Here is a 17,952-nt window from a genome sequence, read left to right on the forward strand (position 1 = left end):
AAGTTTAGTATTGAAAATTAATTTCAATACTAAACTTTCTTTTTTGTCTCTATATATTTGAGTCTAAAGATTCAGCTAGCTCCATGGATATATCTATTTTTTGCATAATATCTTTTATATATTGTTTATGATGTTCTACTACTTCACCAGTTTTGCTAACACCATCTTCTACTGACTCCATTCCATTTCTTATACTATTTAATATAACTTCTATTTTTTTTGCAGAATCCACGCTTACAGAAGCTAATTTTCTTACTTCATTAGCAACTACAGAAAATCCTTTACCCTGTTCTCCTGCTCTTGCTGCTTCTATGGAAGCATTCAAGCCTAACAAATTAGTCTGATTTGCTACGTTTCTTATAAAGTTTAATATATCATCAGTTTCATTAACCTTTTCTTTTGACTTAGTAGAGGATTTAAGTAGAGAATCAGAAGTTTCTACAAGGGATTCTACCTGTGATGATAAACTGTGAATTCCATCAGATAGAGCCTGCATATTCTTTATTAAATTTTTAGCTATATCTTTAAATTTATCTGACCTAATAATTGAAAGTTTCTTTTCATATCCCATTTGTGATAGAGCATTTGCAAATATAAAAATTAAATTTGCTGCAGCTTCTATCTTATCTCTAGATACAATTGGAATTTTTCTTAAAGCAGTTATGTACTCATCTTCATTAACGCCTATTTCCTTAGCTATTTTTCTGAACTTTTCTTCATCAGGAGGATTGTCTAATACTTGTCCACCTACTATGGAACCTATTTGAGCACCATCTACAATTATAGGTGCTGCAAAATCCACTAGTCCAGCGTGGCAACTGTAAATGGAAGGTTTATTAGTTTTTGAAGCTGTTTTTCCACCTTCAATATCACAGTTTAAACATCTTTCATTTCCTTCTTTTGAGCCCCTAGTATATTTCATGCAAAAGTCTGAAAAGTTACTAGGATTTGTAATATTACCTTCTTTGTTGTCTACAGAAATACTAGCCATACCCACTGCTTTTGCAAAATTATCTTGAAATTGTTGTAGTAATTTTAAATCAATAAGTGAGCCTACAGTAAAAGAAAAATCTTTGTTATAATTCATAGCCGATTACCTCCAGTGTAATATAATTTTAGAAATTATTATAACAGAATAAAACTTTTTAAATAAAGTTAATGATATTAAAAAGTTAGAAATTAAATAAAATAAAAAATATTATGATTAGTTGAATTAATTATATAATAATACAAAATATTCTACAAGGTTTAATTGTAAACAATTCAAAATTGAATTTTATTTAATATATATTAATGATTAATGGAGAAAGATTCATAAAGTGAATAAAAATTGATAGATTTTGTAGTTAAAAATGAAAAAATTATTAAAAAAATTGTCATAATGTTGAATGAATTTTATCATTCAATATTAATCAATTCAACAAATAATTCAAATATATTGAAAAAATATGAAAAACAGTATACAATATAATTATTGCAAATGTACTATAAAATTATGCTGAAAAAGAATAAGATGGCATTTGTACATTTAAAATGATTTTATTTAAAAATTTAAATTATCCTTTGTAAAGGGTATTAAGAATAAGGGGGAAAGAATATGGAACTTAACAAAAAAATTGATGAAATGAAAGAAGAGCTTATTAAAGCAAGTCAAGAATTAGTAAAAATTAAGAGCACTGAGGAGGAAGGAAAACCAGGTATGCCTTATGGTGAAGGTGTAGCAAAAACATTAGATAAAGCTCTTGAGATTTCAGCTGCTCTTGGATTTCATACATACAAAGAAGAAGATGGATATTATGGATATGCAGAGTATGGTGAAGGAGAAGAATATGTAGCAGTGCTTGGTCATATGGACGTTGTTCCAGAAGGAGATAATTGGATTCATCCACCATATGGAGCAGAAATTCATGATGATAAAATATTTGGAAGAGGTACATTAGATGATAAAGGTCCAACAATGGCAGCACTTTTTGGATTGAAGGCTATAAAGGATCTTAACATGCCTCTTTCAAAAAAGGTTAGAGTTATTTTTGGAACAAATGAAGAAACAGGAAGCGCTGAAATGCACGTTTATAATAAAAAAGAAAAGGCACCAGTGTCTGGATTTACACCAGATGCTATGTATCCACTTATAAATGCAGAAAAGGGTATAAGAAGAATACATGTTGTTAAAGCTTTAGATTCTTGTAATTCTGATGTTAGCGTTAAGTCATTAAAAGGTGGAATAAGACCTAACATGGTTCCTGATAAATGTGAAACAGTAATAGCTGCAAAGGATACTGAAAGTATAGTAAAAGCTGTAAAAGAATTTGCAGATAAAATGGGATATAATATGAAAGCTGAAATTGTTAATGCAGATGTAGTTTTACACACATTTGGAGTATCAGCTCATGGTAGTATGCCTGAACTTGGAAAAAATGCTGTAATGTATACACTTCAATTCTTAGGAACAATTATTAAAGAAGATTCTGCTCTTGGAAGCTATGTTGATTTCTTTAATAAGAATGTTGGATTAGAAACTGAAGGTACTTCACTTAAAGTAGCATGTGAAGATAAACCATCAGGAAAGTTATCATTAAATGTTGGAGTGGCTGATATTAATGAAGAAAAGGCAGACATGTGGTTAGATATAAGATATCCAGTTACATGTAAAGGCGAAGAAATTATGAATACTCTTTCTGAAGAATTTAATAAGTGTGGCGCTAAAATAGAAAGAGTAGAAGCTCAAGATCCTCTTTATTTTGCAGAAGATAGTAAATTAGTTACAACTCTTCTTAAGGTTTATACTGAACAAACAGGTAAAGAAGGAAAAGCTTATGGAATAGGTGGAGGAACTTATGCTAAAGAGCTTCCTAATATAATTGGATTTGGTCCAATATTCCCAGGAAAACCAGATCTTGATCATCAAGCTAATGAGTATATTGAAATTGAGGATCTTATAATGAATGCTAAAATATATGCTCATACAATATATGAACTTGCTAAGTAAATAATTTTTATAAATCAAAGTATATTTAAAACTTTTATAATATAAGGCATCTGAAAGGAAATAATAAGTCCAACATGCGACGAATATTTTTTGAAGATGCCTAAGGCTTGAATGTAATAGTTATAAAAATCACTGTGAATTTTATTGAATTCTAATAAAATTTCATAGTGATTTTTTATATATTGAACTTCTACACACAAAGTTTTGACTTAGTATAATAAGCACATTGAGACAGAATTTTTTATACTGTGAAATATTGTATAATGATGTGAAGCTTTATCAAAACATGTTATAATTAAACATATAAAATTCATAACAATAATTAATATAATGGAGGTATTAACAAATGTTAGTTTGGAAAGACAAATATTCAGTTGGGGTAGAATTAATTGATGAGCAGCATAAGAAACTTTTTGAAATAGGAAATAGAGCACATGAATTACTAAAAAATGATTTTTATGTAGATAAGTATGATAAAATTGTTGAGATAATTCAGGAATTATGTGAGTATACAGAATTTCATTTTAAGGCTGAAGAAGGATATATGCTGAAAATAGGTTCAAAACAATATGAGACACAGAAAGTTGAACATGATGCTTTTATTAAAAAGATCAATTCTGTAAATTTGGACAAGATAGATAATGATCAGCAAAAGTCTATTGAAGACTTGTTGGCATTTGTTTTTAATTGGATTATTGATCATATATTACAAAAGGATAAATTGATAAACGAAAAATAGTTTTTATAAGTACTTATTTTAAGTTTATAGAATAAGCATTATACAAAACAACTACAAGTAACCGAAGAAACTTTCATCTGTATTCCTGCATAACAAATATTAGGCGGAATACAGTTGAAAGTTGATTCGGTTATTTGCTTAGCATTCTGATTCAGTTATTCTACACAATAATTGAATCAGATCTTGAAATAATAAAGTCAACTTTTCCAAATGAAAATACAATAGGAATACAATAACCTTCAATAAGGTCTATTAAGCTATCGTTAACATGAAGTTCTTGTGGACTCAATTCAAGTTCAATATTATTTTCAGACATATTTACAATAAATATTCCATTAGCTAAGTTTAAAAATTCTCCTATGGATTCTTGAACATATTCATCGTTTACAGTGAAATCTTCTTGGGCATATTTTTGAGCAAATTTTATTAAAGTTTGTTCGTCAGCTGAAATACAACTGCATAGTTCAAAATCTCCACTAATATTTTGAGAAGCAATATATTTAAAATCATATTTAGTGATAGGTTTAATTTCTAGAGGCCTAAAATCGCTATCAACAAATCTAATAACATTTTTAAGTAAAAGAGAAAAGTATTTTTTATAAAGGGCGCCATAAGAGCAATTATTAAAGGTATAAAATTTATCCATAATTTCGTCTAAATTTTCATTTATTAAAAAGTTAAAATCTTGGTCAGTAATACTATAAGACATTTTATAATTACTAAGAGCTTCTTCAAATTGAGAAAGAGTCATGTAATTTTTATCTAAAATTGCCTGTCTAACAAGCATATCTTTTGATTCTTGTTTAAAAAGTAACAATTCTAATTGTTCTTCATTTAAAAGACTCATTTCAATTGAAAGTTCTCCGAATTTTTTGTTTATTTTGTATTGCATATTATTTACTTCATTAACGTTATCATCAGTCATAAATCCTGAATTGACAGCCAATTCTCCTAATTTAACGTGTATAGATTTTTGTAAGTCCAATACATGTTTTAATTGATCAGGGTTAAGCAATTTTTCATTTAAAAGATAATTGCCAAATAATTGTGTAAGCATATGATTATTGCACCTCCTTTTTAAACTCCTTTAAAACACTTTCAATTTTCATATCTGCAAAGGGTTTTTGTATAAATTCACAAGCACCTGATTCTAGAGCTTTTTTGAGTAATGTTTTAGTACCTGATGATGATGATATTATAACCTTAGCGTTTTTATCAAATTTAATTATTTCACTTAAGGCTGTAATACCGTCCTTTACTGGCATAACTATATCCATAAAAACTAAATGAGGCTTGTTTTTAATATATATGTCTACAGCACTTTGTCCATCTGATGCTTCAAAAACTTTAGTACAGCCATATTTAAATAAGGATTCTTTTAATTTTCTTCTTATTAGACTTGAATCATCACAAATAAGAACCTTTAATGAATTTAGTTCCATTATGTTTATTTTCCCCCTCTATGTTAGGATATTTTTGTTAAAAGTAAATTTTCTATTTATATAATATTATACATTAATATGAAGCACTATACAATAATGTATATTATTATACAAATTTATACCACAAATTTCATAAATAATTTATAAATACCAATATAACATAAAAATAATTAAACTTAGTATTAAAACAGCTATTAGATTAATTAAATATTCAACCTTTGCATATGTAGTTTCTGAGTTAATAAAAGCGCAGCTTTCATAATAATTATTTTTCATTTATATATTTTAAGTTAGTTATTCTAATCACAACTTAAGGCGTAGCCTGTAAGTAGTAGGTTTATTTCCAATTTTAAATCTATGTGTTATATAGTGTTTTGTTTGATTTTTTTTAATTTTCACAATTATATTATACTAAAATGAATATTTTTGATTTATTTTTCTATCTTGAAGGCTTCCGCCTGAATTTTTAAGAGCTAAGTTATAAAATTATCAATATTGATATGTACAACTGAAGTTACTAGTTTTGATTTTAACTTTTACGTAGGGATATAGGATAAGCGTTTACTCACATTAGCTAAATTGTTTTCTTATTAGTCTTAGCGAGAAGTTAAGGAAAGCCTTAGAACTTTAGCCTTGTTTGAGGGAACCGAGTTTGGCAAAGTTCTTAGGTTTTCATGAATTTTGAGCTTAGAATAATTAAAAACATTTAGCAGTGATGAAACACTTATTATATATCACGTAGTAAAAGTTAAAATACAAACTACTACCGCACTTCAATATCTTAGTTGCGTTGCATTATTTTTAAACTGCGAAAGCTGAGTTGAATACAAATACTTAAACAGGTGATATAGTTATAACTTTAGTTCCTACTACTCCAGACATATCCTTTGCGGTTGCTTTTACAGTAACTGTATCTGCTGTTGAATAGGAGCTAAGCACACCATTTTCATCTATTGAGGCGCTATTCTTTATGCCACATTCCACAGACCAAATCACTCCAGGAACTGTTGGATTAGATGGAGATATACTTGCAGTCATATTTAATTTGCTGTTGAAATCCATGCTGTCAAATAGGCTAGTAACAGTAATACTGCTAACAGGAGTAGATAAAGTTGTCATAGACTCATCCATAAACCAAGGTGCTAATTTTGGTGTTGAATTTTCAAAATTAAGTGTAGTTGGATTAGTTGTTCCCCAATAGTTTTTGGTGGAATCAAAGTTATCAAGAGAATTAAGGCTTATTGTATTATCTTTTAGAGTATTAAATTTTAATTCCATAGTCCAATTATCCAAGCCATTCAAAGATGCACCACAAGTATTATTAGTACATTTGTTCTTGATGATATTAAGATCAGCCTGGTTTACATATATACCACAAGCACAATTTTTTATAGTATTTCCTTCAAAAGTACCTGGACCATATATAAGGCCCTCTACTCCATTACCAGTAAAATCTAAACCATCAATTTTATTATTTTTAATAGTTATATTACGTGCCGAAATAAAACCAATACCAGCTGCATATTGACCTGAATGGAACCCTTCTACTACATTTTCTTCAAAAGTAATATTGCTTGCACCATTTAAAGCTTCTAATGCACAAAATTGATTTGAACCTGGTTCACCAGGGGTGCCAGTTATTTTGCATTGTTTCACTATACTATTGATGGTTTTACTTCCTAAAAATAATACTCCTATGCCACAAGTACCATTTCTATCAAAGGTAATATTAGATATTTCTACATTTTCACAGTCATGGCAATATACTATGGTAGTTCCTATAGTTTTTACTCTAACAATGGTTTTTGAAATATAGTTTCCACTGCTATCTGTGGTATCTGAACCTTTTATTATTACTGGAAATGTTATTTCAAAGTAATCCTCATAAAAAGTACCTTCTTCTAAATAAATAGTTGGTATATCAGTGGAGGTAGCTAAATATGAATTATTAGGCGAATTAATTTTTTTATTATAATTGGATTCTTCTTTTACTTCCTCATCTGAAAATACAAGGTTTTTTAACAAAAACCCTTCCTTTATTTTAGAATCTATTTTTAATTTACATTCTTCATTGGTGGTAACACAAATTTCACTTAAGGCTTTATTGCTTATCATAATGCATCTCTCCATAATATATAATTTAACTAAATTCTTTTGCTTTTTCTAAGGCTTCTTGAATATTTGAAAAAGCACTGTAACCGTAGATATAAGACCCACTATTACCATCTGTATAGCTAGAATTTACGTGTATATCAGTTTTAACATTGCTTAAAGTAGTTTTTGAAGCATTAACATAATAAGGTATAAAGTTTGCTGAACCTATTATTTTAGACTGTATAGTAGGCTTATAAGCAGTTCCCCACCAATTTTTAGGTGCCTCAGTGGTTGTAGTGAGGTTATTTTCAATTAGTTTACCATTTGAAACTTTATTTGTTATGCTATTATCAGCTATTTTAATAGTTGATAAGTCAGCACTATCAAAACTTAGATTAGAGATCACATTATCAGTTATTTCATTGTTAATTATAGTTATATCAGAAGGCACCTTACCTGTGGTGCTATGAATTCCTTCAGCTGTAGAACTGAAATAGATTCCATATACAGCATTTTCATGAATTTTATTATTTTGCACATTTATATTTTTTGAGGTATCTATCCAAATACCATATCCTTTAGAATTGTATATATCATTGTTATCAATTATAAGTTTACCTTCAGAAGCTTTAACCGATTCAATAATCATTCCATGATTGTTATATCCTGATATTTGATTATTAATAATTGTTAAACCTTTAAAATCTATCATATCATCTAAGTGCCTTAGATCATCAGGAGGATAAAGAAAAGCTTCAGCATCATATCCCATATAAATTCCATAGTTGCTGTCTTTAGGTGAATAGATTATATTGTCTGATATGATTATATTTTTATAGGATTTTTTATCTTGTTTATTTTCAATGCCTATATTCCAATCTCTGATTTCAAAGCCTATGATTTTTACATCATCTGCTGATATAGTGATAGCTGTTTCTGTGGCTATTTTTTCGTTTTTTTGTCTTAATATAACACCAGAACTGCCCTGTAATGTTATAGATCTCTTTATTTCCAAAGCTTCATCGTATATTCCTGGAAGTAAATTAACTTTTATTATGGAATATACAATTATAGAAAACTTTAATACTTTAGTATCATCTATTGTAACTATTTTGTTATCTACTGGTCCATTGATGTTGTTTATACTTTTGCCAGTTATAGGAATGCCTTCAAAAATTCCATCTAATTTAATAGTTGTAATATTTGATTGAGTCAGTGCAAATACTACTGCTAAAGAGTTATTTGCTTCAGCCATACTAGGGTCGGTTTGTTCAAAACCTTTTACATCAATAGTACTTATATCTGTAACTCCACTTTGTATATTAACATGAGTGATGTTTTTTCCATCAATAGTTAAATTATTAGAATTTAAATTTAAAGTTTCAACACCAGATCCATTATCTAAAGTTAAGCTTGTATTTCCAGCATCAATTTGCACTGTTTTAGCAGTTCCACCTCTCTTTATTTCAACATTTGTATTAGAGCCATCTATTGCTAAATTGATAACTGATGCTCCTTGATCAATTAAAATACTTGAATGTTCTTCTTGAATATTTAAATTAGTAACTGTAGCATCTTGCTCAATTGAAATGTTAGAATACTGTGATTGTACTTCTAAATTAGTAACTTCAGAGCCAATTATTTGTAGTATTTGAACTGGTGTACCTTGTGATGGAGGGTTAAGAATAATTTCTCCAACTATACTTTTTATAGGTGTACCAGATGAAGTATCTTCATCTAATATAACTCTTGCATTACCAAAGAAACGCAATATAGGAGTGTTTATTCCATATAAATGAATACTATTAACATCTCCTGAAAGTACTCTTGTTCCTAAAGTAGCAGTTACATTATGAAGGGATATACTTGCATATGGTCCTATATCTATAATTAATTCTCCATCTATTTTTAAATTATTCAGTTCATTTTTATCAGCACCATTACCCAATGTTATATCATTACCTGCTTTTAAAGTTGTTAAAGTGAATTTATTATTTCCATTACTATCTAAAATAACGTATTTATTTATAGAAAGAGCCTTGGTCAAAGTTATATTATTTAATAAAGATATATGACCTACAGAATCATCTGAAAGTGCATCTATTAATTCTATTTCAGTACTTACAGTAACATGCCTTAAGGTTTTTTTAGATATTGTTATTTTATACACATTGGTTACTACTTTATCTTGAGACGTACATTCAACTAAAATTTCATCATTAATTTTGAAATTATATGAATTCCATTGAGTTTTATCAATTACAGTAGTTTCTCCATTCCTTACTACTTTTACTACTACAGTTTCATTAGGTTCACCTTGTGTTATGCTAATACCTGTTGTAGTATCAGTGCTTACTAGTAAAATTGTACCATTAGGATTTGTAGCTGTTATTAAAGCTTGGCTTAAATCTACACTATAGTTTTCTATTTTTATAGAACTTAAATTAGCATTATGGCTTTCAAGTACACCATTTATTAAGGTTTCATCAGTATCAATAAAATATATATAACTTTCCTTTAAATTATTTTTTACATCAGATATTAAATTACCTTTAAATTCAGTAGTAGATTTTTGAAGTCCTTGAAGTTCTATTGCTGCACTAAATATACCATTTGGTTCCTGTGTTTCTATTGGTGTAAGAGGATTATTCCATACATTATCTACTACATTACTTGTAACATTAATATTAGTTGACATAAAGAATTGTTTAGTTTCAGTATTAAAGGCTTCTACAAATATACCATATCTTGCTGTATTAATTATAGTATTTGAAGCTGCATTTAAAGTGTTGATAGGTGAAGGAAATGTTGTAGTTCCTTCTCTGTAAGCTATTATACCGTCACCGCAGTATCGTTTACCTTCAGGTCTTATTATATTCTTGATTATATTGTTATAAATACTGCAGCTATCTCTATGAACATATATACCATTTTGCGCAAAGTTATTTCCATCTACAGTTAAATTTTCAATGGTTACATTACTGCTGTCTGCTGCAATAACTGCACTATAAGGGGTAAAATTTAAATTACCTATATTAGAAGCTGCTGATATTGTGACTTGTCTAGAAATTCCACTTAGTATAACAGGTCTTTTTATTTCTATTGGATTAGATATATTTAATATATTTTGCAAAACATTAATAGTACCTATTTCTGTCCAATTTGTGAGTACATCTCTTAAATCAGTTTCCGTTGGAACACCGTATATTACATGATACTCTGGTAAGTCAGTAATATTAGTATATGTCACACGTTTATGCCAATCAAAATCTATAAAGCTGCTGCCTGTAATGTTTATATTGGAAGGTATACCTTGATTATTAATTATTGAAATACCTATAAAATCGTTACTAGGTGAATTTTCAAATTCTGAACTTATATCCATATTGCTGCAGCTGTCTTCAATTGTAACAGAAGCTTTGCTGTTATCTTTAAATTTAGTTTTAGATACTCTACAATTTGTAGCATTATTAAATACTAAAGCTTCATTATTATTTGTAAATTCACATTCTGTAATGTCTATATTAGCTAACATCTCAAAATAAAGTGTAGTATTAAAATTCCTCATGTGCACATTCTTAAAACTTATTGAACTATTCATTAAAAATTGTCCTATAAAATTAATACCATTTGTATTTGGTGTTAAACCTATAATGTTTATATTTTCTAAAGTAATTTTTATATTATCTAAGGATGAAATATACATATACATATCAGATAAAATTAAATTAGTAATAGGTTTACCATGTTCATCAATCATCCCTGAAATAGTGATATTTCTTGAAGCATCAATAGTGTGGTTAAATATAGTAAAATCACCTGCTGGAATATTGATATTAGTTATAGAAGCATCATCTAATGCATTAGATAATTCTTCATCATCGTTAACCTGACCAACTACCTTAAAAGATATGCTATGAGAATTTTGAACAGATTTAGGATTCACACGTATATTTGCAGTTCCAGTTTTATTTACCGTAATTTGCCCACTTTCATCTACTGGTATATTAATATTATTAGAAGTATAATTTAAAGCTACTGAATTTTTATTTGTAACATTATCCTGTGCTAGAACAGATTTTCCTGTATGCAGGAACAATTCAGGTTCTTTTATAATTACTAAGGATATTCTATCATATTCTCTTGGAGATGAAGTGCCAATTACCTTGTACTCATCATTAACAACCTCTATGGTTTTTTCTGAAAACCACACTAATCCATCATCACTTATTTCCAAGACAGTTAGAGTTTCTTTCGTTCCTAATTTTTTTACTTTATAAGCGGCAGAAAAATTATTACCAAGCTGATATAAATTGCAGCTTTCTATTGATACATCTTCATTTTCTTTACTATCAGTAACTAATTTTGAATCATTATACTCAACTATAAGTTTAGGCCACATATAATCCTGATTATATTCTCTACTTCTAAACCATATAAAAGATGAAGCACTCTCAGATGCTATTACTTCTATTCCATGAACAGTTTCAGTTTTGTCATTTAGCCACTGGTTAATAATAGACGTAACATCAATATCAAAATATCCATTCATATTACCATCAGTTAATATTGAGCTGTAACCTACTTCTTCGTGAGAAGGTTGATTGTCCCAGTTAGCTTCCATTTCTTTAAAATTTTGAAGTAACTTATAAGCGGTTATTTCCTGCTGACCTGTTTTTTCTTTTTTATATACATATAATCTTAGTAATACTCTTGCAATGCTTACTTTTGAAAATATTGAAGAAATATCAAACTTTAAAAGAGTTTTATAATAATCATTTCTTGATGAAGAACTTCCAATTAATAATGAATCAGACTTGCCAAAATTAACTTTTGCATTATACTTACTTATACAAGTATCTTCTATGGGTAAAAGTATTTCTATCAAAAATATCATCTCCTAAATTTATTGCTTTGATGTGTATAGCTTTAGTCATATTACATAGTATGCTGATGAGGTTTTTTGGATATAAAGATTTGAAATTATATTATATAATTAAGTAGCCATTTATAAATAAAAATTATAAAATTAAAAAGAGGTGAATAAAGTGAAATTCTTAATAAAGTACATAAAAAGCTACTGGAAATTGTTCATAGCAGCAGTAATGTTCTTAACTATTGAGGCTCTGTGTGATTTAATGCAGCCTGCAATAATGTCTAAGATAATAGATATAGGTGTTGCAAATAGACAAATGGAATATGTAATGAATAAAGGGTTCATAATGCTTTTAATTACAGCATTTGGTGCACTAGCAGCTTGTGGTAGAAATATTTTATCTAATTATGTATCTCAAAAATTTTCAGCAGAACTCAGATTAGATTTGTTTAAGAAAATACAAAGCTTTTCCTTTGATAATTTAGATAAATTTAAAGGGGCATCCCTTGTAACCAGATTAACTAATGATATAACTCAGCTGCAGAATTTTTGCAATGGACTTATGAGAATTTTCGTTAAAGCTCCTCTTATATGTATAGGAAGTATTATAATGGCTGCTAAGCTTAATTTACATATGTCCTTAGTGTTAGTTGTAGCAGTACCAGTTGTAGCAATCCTTATATTTACTAACATGCAAGTTGGTTATCCATTTTTCGTTAAGGTTCAGAAGGCTTTAGATAAGGTGAACACTGTAATGCGAGAATATTTATCTGGGGTTCGAGTAGTTAAAGCTTTTAATAGGTTTGACTATGAAATTAAGAGATTTGAAGATGCAAATAGTGATTTATCAGCAGTATCTACTAATGCAATGAGATTAATGGCTATCTTTTCTCCAAGTATACGACTGACGGTAAACTTAGGTATAGTAGCAGTTATTTGGTTTGGAGGAGTTGGTGTAAATAGTGGAAGTATGCATGTAGGAGAAGTAATTGCTTTTATTAACTATATGACACAAATTCTTTTTTCTCTTATGATGATATCTTTTGTTTTTACAGTATTTGTTAGAGCTAGGGCTTCTGCTGAACGTATAGGGGAAGTATTTATTGAAGAAAACATGAGAAAGGATTTTGAAGATAATGTAGAAGATGCTGGAACAAAGGGTAGGGTAGATTTTGAAAATGTTTATTTTTCCTATAGTATGAGTAAAGGAGAAACTATAATTAAAAATATTACCTTTACTTGTATGCCTGGAGAAACAATAGGTATTATAGGTGCTACTGGATGCGGAAAAACAAGTCTTGTTAATTTAATACCTTGCTTTTATAATACAACTAGTGGGTCAGTTAAAGTAGATGGAATAGATGTAGCTAATATAAATTTAAAAAGCTTAAGAGAAAAAATAGCAATTGTACCTCAAAAATCAATATTGTTTACAGGTACTATTAAAGATAATATACTCTGGGGGAAGGAAAATGCTTCAGAGGAAGAAATAAAAAATGCAGCTATTATGGCTGAAGCTCATGAGTTTATTTCAGCATTTCCAGAAGGTTATGATACTAAAATAGGACAAGGCGGTGTGAATTTTTCAGGAGGCCAAAAACAGCGTATTTCCATTGCCCGTGCATTAATTAGAAAACCAGATATTTTAATATTGGATGATTGCACCAGTGCTTTAGATTCAGCAACAGAATCAAAAATCAGATTAACTTTAAAAAAGTACTTAAAGAATCTTACATGTTTTGTAATATCACAGCGTATTACAAGTGTTATGGAAGCTGATAAAATAATTGTAATGGATAATGGTGAAATAGTTGATATTGGTAAACATGACAAGCTTATAAAAAGTTGTAGTGTTTATAAGGAAATATTTAACTCACAGATAGGTAAAGAGGTGATGTAATGTGGCTCGAGAAAATAAAGGACCAATAAGCGTTGGAAGGAACATAATGGGAAGACCAGGTAAAAGTCATGGTAGAATGATGCCTGTGGTTAAACCTAAAAACTTCAGAGCTACTTTATCTAGATTGTGGAAATACTTTGGCAGCCAACGTAAATTTTTAATGTTGATATTTATTTTTATTATAATTGATGCTGCACTCTCACTTGCAGTTCCATATATTATAGGAAAATCTGTAGATGCAATGTCAGAAATAAATGGGAAAGTGAATTTTCAAGTACTCAAAATAATGGCTATTACACTTATAGCAGCATACATTGGTGATACAGTTATTACATTTCTTCAAGGTTGGATTATGGCGGGAGTATCACAAAGAATAGTTATGAATTTACGCAGTCACCTTTATAAAAAACTACAAAGGCTGCCAATATCATTTTTTGATATACATACCCATGGTGAGGTTATGAGTCGTTTATCTAATGATATTGAAAATGTAAGCAGTACCATATCCCAATCTACAGTGCAATTAATGTCTGGAATTATAAATATAATAGGTTCGTTTTTGATGATGATAATTTTAAGTCCTATACTTACACTAGCTAGTGTAATAACTGTACCTATGGTGCTTCTACTTACTCGTACTATAGCCAGAAAAACAGCACCTCTGTTTAAAAATCAACAGATAGAACTTGGAAAACTTAATGGCCATATAGAAGAAACAATATCAGGTATTCATGTAGTAAAAGCTTTTAATCATGAGGAAAAAGTAATTGAACAGTTTGAAAAAACTAATTCAAAATTATGTAAAGTAGGTATAAAAGCGCAAATATTATCAGGATTTATAATGCCACTTATGAATGTAATTAACAATATAGGATTTGCTGTTGTAGCTGGAGTTGGCGGTGTACTTGCAGTAAAAAATTTAATTACTGTAGGTATTATAGCAAGTTTCCTAAGTTATTCAAGACAGTTTTCAAGGCCACTAAATGATTTAGCTAATATATTTAATACACTGCAATCCGCTGTAGCAGGAGCAGAAAGAGTATTTGAAATACTTGATGAAGAAGAAGAAGCTTTAGATGTATCAGAAGCTAAAGTTTTAAAAAATGTAGAAGGAAATGTACAATTTGAAAATGTTAGTTTTGGTTATAGAGAAGATGTATCTGTATTAAAGAATATAAATTTTAAGGCTCCAAAGGGCAGTACTACAGCTATAGTAGGACCTACTGGTGCAGGAAAAACAACCATTGTTAATTTGCTTACAAGGTTTTATGATATAACTAGTGGTAGAATTTTAATTGATGGTATAGATATAAGAGAATATAATAGAGATAGTTTGAGAAAATGTTTTGGTATAGTGCTTCAGGATACTTATCTTTTTTCTGGAACCATAAAGGATAACATTAGGTATGGGAAGCTAGATGCTACTTCTGAAGAAGTGAAGGCAGCTGCAGCTATGGCTAATGCAGATGTATTTATAAATAGACTTTCCAAAGGATATGATACATTTTTACAGGACAGTGGAGAAAATTTAAGTCAGGGACAAAAACAGTTAATTGCCATAGCTAGGGCTATTTTGTCTAATCCTTCTATATTGATTTTAGATGAGGCTACAAGTAATGTAGATACACGTACTGAAATGAATATACAGGATGCAATGATAAAGCTTATGAAAGGACGTACAACTTTTATAATAGCTCATAGACTTAGTACCATTAGAAATGCAGATACTATAATGGTAATAGATGGAGGAAAAATAGTAGAAAAGGGAAATCATCAGGAGCTTATTAAAAATAAAATAATGTACCATAATATGTATTTTAATCAGTTTAAAAATATTGAATAATTCTGATATAATTATATAGTATATATTCAAAAATTATAGTATTACAAATAAAGAAAGAGGTTTAATGAACATGAATAAAAAGGATTTAGCAGACATAAGAAAAGAATTTAAACTTGGAGCATATATGCTACCTATAAAAGAGGTATATAGCGTATACTTAAAAAAAGATAATGGTGAGATTATAACAAGAGAATTAAATCATTTTGAAATGATGGATATAGAAAAACAGGAGCTTTACTTAGAGAATTTTAAAAAAATATTAACAGGTACCATGGATTCCAAAATATTTGAACTGGATTTTAAAGATAAAAGTACAATAGAACAGCTTAGTAGTGATGAGACTTTAGATGGCGAAAGTGACCAGGAAGAGAATATAGATAGTACTCAGCAAGTTTTGTATAAGGCATTAAATGATAATAATGAAAGTATTGTATCCTACGCAGACACAATAGTAAGTAAGATAGCTGAAAATTATACTTATGACACAGACATAGTTATAAATTTTTTGAAGGCAGAATATTATAAAGGAAACAAGAAAAGAAGTATGGAAGCTGATGAGTCCATAGATGATTTTGTGCAATCCATAGAATTTATATTATGCAGCGTAAATAAGGTGGATGTGCCAAAAAAAGTATTAAAACTTGATTATTCAGATTTAACCTTTAAACCAAATTCAGCATTAGATATGGTAATAAATTTAAAATCTCCACTTGATGGTTTTATGTTTCCAAGCATCTCTGCAGATTATGAGGATGTAAATAAGGCAGTTTATTATTCATCTAGAGCTAAACAAATGAACAATGTTTTTGTAGAAGAAGTATTAGGATGCAATGTTAAAGCTACTGCTATAGAGGAAAAAGAAACTTTTCATGCTATATTAAATACAGTGGTAGGGGATAGCATAAAACCAGATACTATGCAGGAAATATATGAAAGAATGAATGAAAAACTAGAACTGGAAGAAGAAATTGAAGATGATGAAGAACCAACTGTAAATATGAAGGAAGTAGAAAATGTTTTAAAAGAAAGCGGAGTAGAAAATACTGAAGTAGTAAAAAGCGCTTTTGAAGAGATATGTGGAAGTGATTATGAATTTAAAGTGAAAAATATAGTGCCTGATTTTAAGAGTAAATCTATAAAAATAGAAAATGAAAATACTAATATAACAATAACTCCAAGGGATTTAAGTGCTGTGAAGCAGATAAGAGATAAAAGAGGGAGAAAGTGCCTTCTAATAGAGTTAAATGAGGATGTACAAATAAATGGTTTTAAATTAGAAACAGAAGAAGTAGATTATATATAATTAAAAAAAGTATATGAACAGCCCTTTGCATTAATGCAGAGGGTTTTTCTTTAAGTGTATATTATTAATTTATGAATAATTTGAATGCCATTTTATTGACATGCAAATTTATTTTTGCTATTATATTACCAATGGTAATTAACGTTGGTAAAGGAGTAAATAAAATGAAAAATATTAAAAATAATTTAAGTAGGGAAATAATTATAGAGAATACATTGGCCTTAATAGATGAAAATGAAGGAAGCAAAAATGTAACTTTAAGAGATATTGCAAAAAAACTCGGATGTGCTCATACGAACCTATACAATTATTTTAAGAGCTTGGAGGAAATTTTTTGGGAAGCACTTGGACAGGCACTACTAAAAATGGTGTATTATTCCGAAAGTAATTTAACTGTTAAAATTAATTGTGAAAAAGGGCTTTATGAACTTTTGGATAATCTCATTGACTTTTCAATGGAGCATCCTGGTTGGTATAAACTTATATGGTTTGATACTATAGGTGGAAATCCTCCTGATGAAGTAATTAAAATGTTAAACAAGCCAGGGAAAGAACTTATTGAAATAATTATGAAAGTAAGTAATGATAAACTTTCAGAGGAAAAGGCAAGTTTAATTGCAAATATATTACATGGATATTTACATGGTGAATTGTGTAAATGGATAAACAACCGAAGCTTTATGAATAATAGACAGGAAATAAAAACAAAACTTTTATCAAATATAAAGTACATATATAAATTGATGGCTTAGCAAGGAGGAGATAA

Annotated in this window: 11 protein-coding genes; 6 read left to right on the top strand and 5 right to left on the bottom strand. The window is 28.9% G+C overall.

The features are described from left to right. Window positions 1-49: 49 nt before the first annotated feature. Window positions 50-1,087 (bottom strand): PocR ligand-binding domain-containing protein, encoded by a 1,038-nt coding sequence (locus tag HBE96_RS26605; protein ID WP_169296436.1) that lies wholly within the window; start codon window positions 1,085-1,087, stop codon window positions 50-52. 510 nt (window positions 1,088-1,597) lie between these two features. On the opposite strand from HBE96_RS26605, the gene pepV reads away from it, so the two are divergent. Together pepV and HBE96_RS03815 are read left to right on the top strand one after the other, a co-directional pair. Continuing rightward, window positions 1,598-2,989 carry a dipeptidase PepV gene (gene pepV / locus HBE96_RS03810; RefSeq protein ID WP_169296437.1) on the top strand — a complete coding sequence of 464 codons (1,392 nt, stop codon included), beginning with the start codon at window positions 1,598-1,600 and terminating at the stop codon, window positions 2,987-2,989. 346 nt (window positions 2,990-3,335) lie between these two features. Continuing rightward, window positions 3,336-3,728 (top strand): bacteriohemerythrin, encoded by a 393-nt coding sequence (locus tag HBE96_RS03815; protein ID WP_169296438.1) that lies wholly within the window; start codon window positions 3,336-3,338, stop codon window positions 3,726-3,728. Between the two features lie 160 nt (window positions 3,729-3,888). Here the strand turns inward: HBE96_RS03815 and HBE96_RS03820 are convergent, their stop codons facing one another. The 4 genes from HBE96_RS03820 to HBE96_RS03835 form a co-directional block, all read right to left on the bottom strand. Next, window positions 3,889-4,785, bottom strand: a complete 897-nt coding sequence (locus tag HBE96_RS03820; protein WP_169296439.1) for a cyclic di-GMP-binding domain-containing protein, MshE-related — start codon at window positions 4,783-4,785, stop codon at window positions 3,889-3,891. A 4-nt stretch (window positions 4,786-4,789) separates the two neighbouring features. Continuing rightward, the gene (locus tag HBE96_RS03825; RefSeq protein ID WP_169296440.1) at window positions 4,790-5,170 is read right to left on the bottom strand and encodes a response regulator; all 381 of its coding nucleotides are present in this window, start codon (window positions 5,168-5,170) and stop codon (window positions 4,790-4,792) included. An 834-nt stretch (window positions 5,171-6,004) separates the two neighbouring features. After that, entirely contained in the window at window positions 6,005-7,285 is a 1,281-nt protein-coding gene (locus tag HBE96_RS03830) for a right-handed parallel beta-helix repeat-containing protein (protein ID WP_169296441.1), read from the bottom strand. Window positions 7,286-7,310: 25 nt separating this feature from the next. After that, the gene (locus tag HBE96_RS03835) at window positions 7,311-12,152 is read right to left on the bottom strand and encodes a DNRLRE domain-containing protein (protein WP_169296442.1); all 4,842 of its coding nucleotides are present in this window, start codon (window positions 12,150-12,152) and stop codon (window positions 7,311-7,313) included. A gap of 160 nt (window positions 12,153-12,312) precedes the next feature. Here HBE96_RS03835 and HBE96_RS03840 point away from each other — a divergent pair, with 160 nt between their 5' ends. From HBE96_RS03840 to HBE96_RS03855, 4 genes are all read left to right on the top strand, one after another. After that, window positions 12,313-14,040 carry an ABC transporter transmembrane domain-containing protein gene (locus tag HBE96_RS03840; protein WP_169296443.1) on the top strand — a complete coding sequence of 576 codons (1,728 nt, stop codon included), beginning with the start codon at window positions 12,313-12,315 and terminating at the stop codon, window positions 14,038-14,040. A gap of 46 nt (window positions 14,041-14,086) precedes the next feature. Next, window positions 14,087-15,883, top strand: a complete 1,797-nt coding sequence (locus HBE96_RS03845; protein WP_206154825.1) for an ABC transporter ATP-binding protein — start codon at window positions 14,087-14,089, stop codon at window positions 15,881-15,883. Between the two features lie 70 nt (window positions 15,884-15,953). Next, window positions 15,954-17,186: a DUF4317 family protein gene (locus HBE96_RS03850; RefSeq protein ID WP_169296445.1), complete on the top strand. Its 1,233-nt coding sequence runs from the start codon at window positions 15,954-15,956 to the stop codon at window positions 17,184-17,186. 164 nt (window positions 17,187-17,350) lie between these two features. Beyond that, entirely contained in the window at window positions 17,351-17,938 is a 588-nt protein-coding gene (locus HBE96_RS03855; RefSeq protein WP_243186829.1) for a TetR/AcrR family transcriptional regulator, read from the top strand. The last annotated feature ends 14 nt before the right edge of the window (window positions 17,939-17,952 follow it).

Source organism: Clostridium muellerianum, from assembly GCF_012926525.1.
In the GTDB taxonomy this organism is placed as follows: domain Bacteria; phylum Bacillota; class Clostridia; order Clostridiales; family Clostridiaceae; genus Clostridium_AM; species Clostridium_AM muellerianum.

Coding starts and splice junctions, on each gene's coding strand:
- HBE96_RS03845 (WP_206154825.1), top strand. CDS start 14,087: ATGGGAAGACCAGGTAAAAGTCATGGTAGAATGATGCCTGTGGTTAAA.
- HBE96_RS26605 (WP_169296436.1), bottom strand. CDS start 1,087: ATGAATTATAACAAAGATTTTTCTTTTACTGTAGGCTCACTTATTGAT.
- HBE96_RS03825 (WP_169296440.1), bottom strand. CDS start 5,170: ATGGAACTAAATTCATTAAAGGTTCTTATTTGTGATGATTCAAGTCTA.
- HBE96_RS03815 (WP_169296438.1), top strand. CDS start 3,336: ATGTTAGTTTGGAAAGACAAATATTCAGTTGGGGTAGAATTAATTGAT.
- pepV (WP_169296437.1), top strand. CDS start 1,598: ATGGAACTTAACAAAAAAATTGATGAAATGAAAGAAGAGCTTATTAAA.
- HBE96_RS03855 (WP_243186829.1), top strand. CDS start 17,351: ATGAAAAATATTAAAAATAATTTAAGTAGGGAAATAATTATAGAGAAT.
- HBE96_RS03830 (WP_169296441.1), bottom strand. CDS start 7,285: ATGATAAGCAATAAAGCCTTAAGTGAAATTTGTGTTACCACCAATGAA.
- HBE96_RS03850 (WP_169296445.1), top strand. CDS start 15,954: ATGAATAAAAAGGATTTAGCAGACATAAGAAAAGAATTTAAACTTGGA.
- HBE96_RS03820 (WP_169296439.1), bottom strand. CDS start 4,785: ATGCTTACACAATTATTTGGCAATTATCTTTTAAATGAAAAATTGCTT.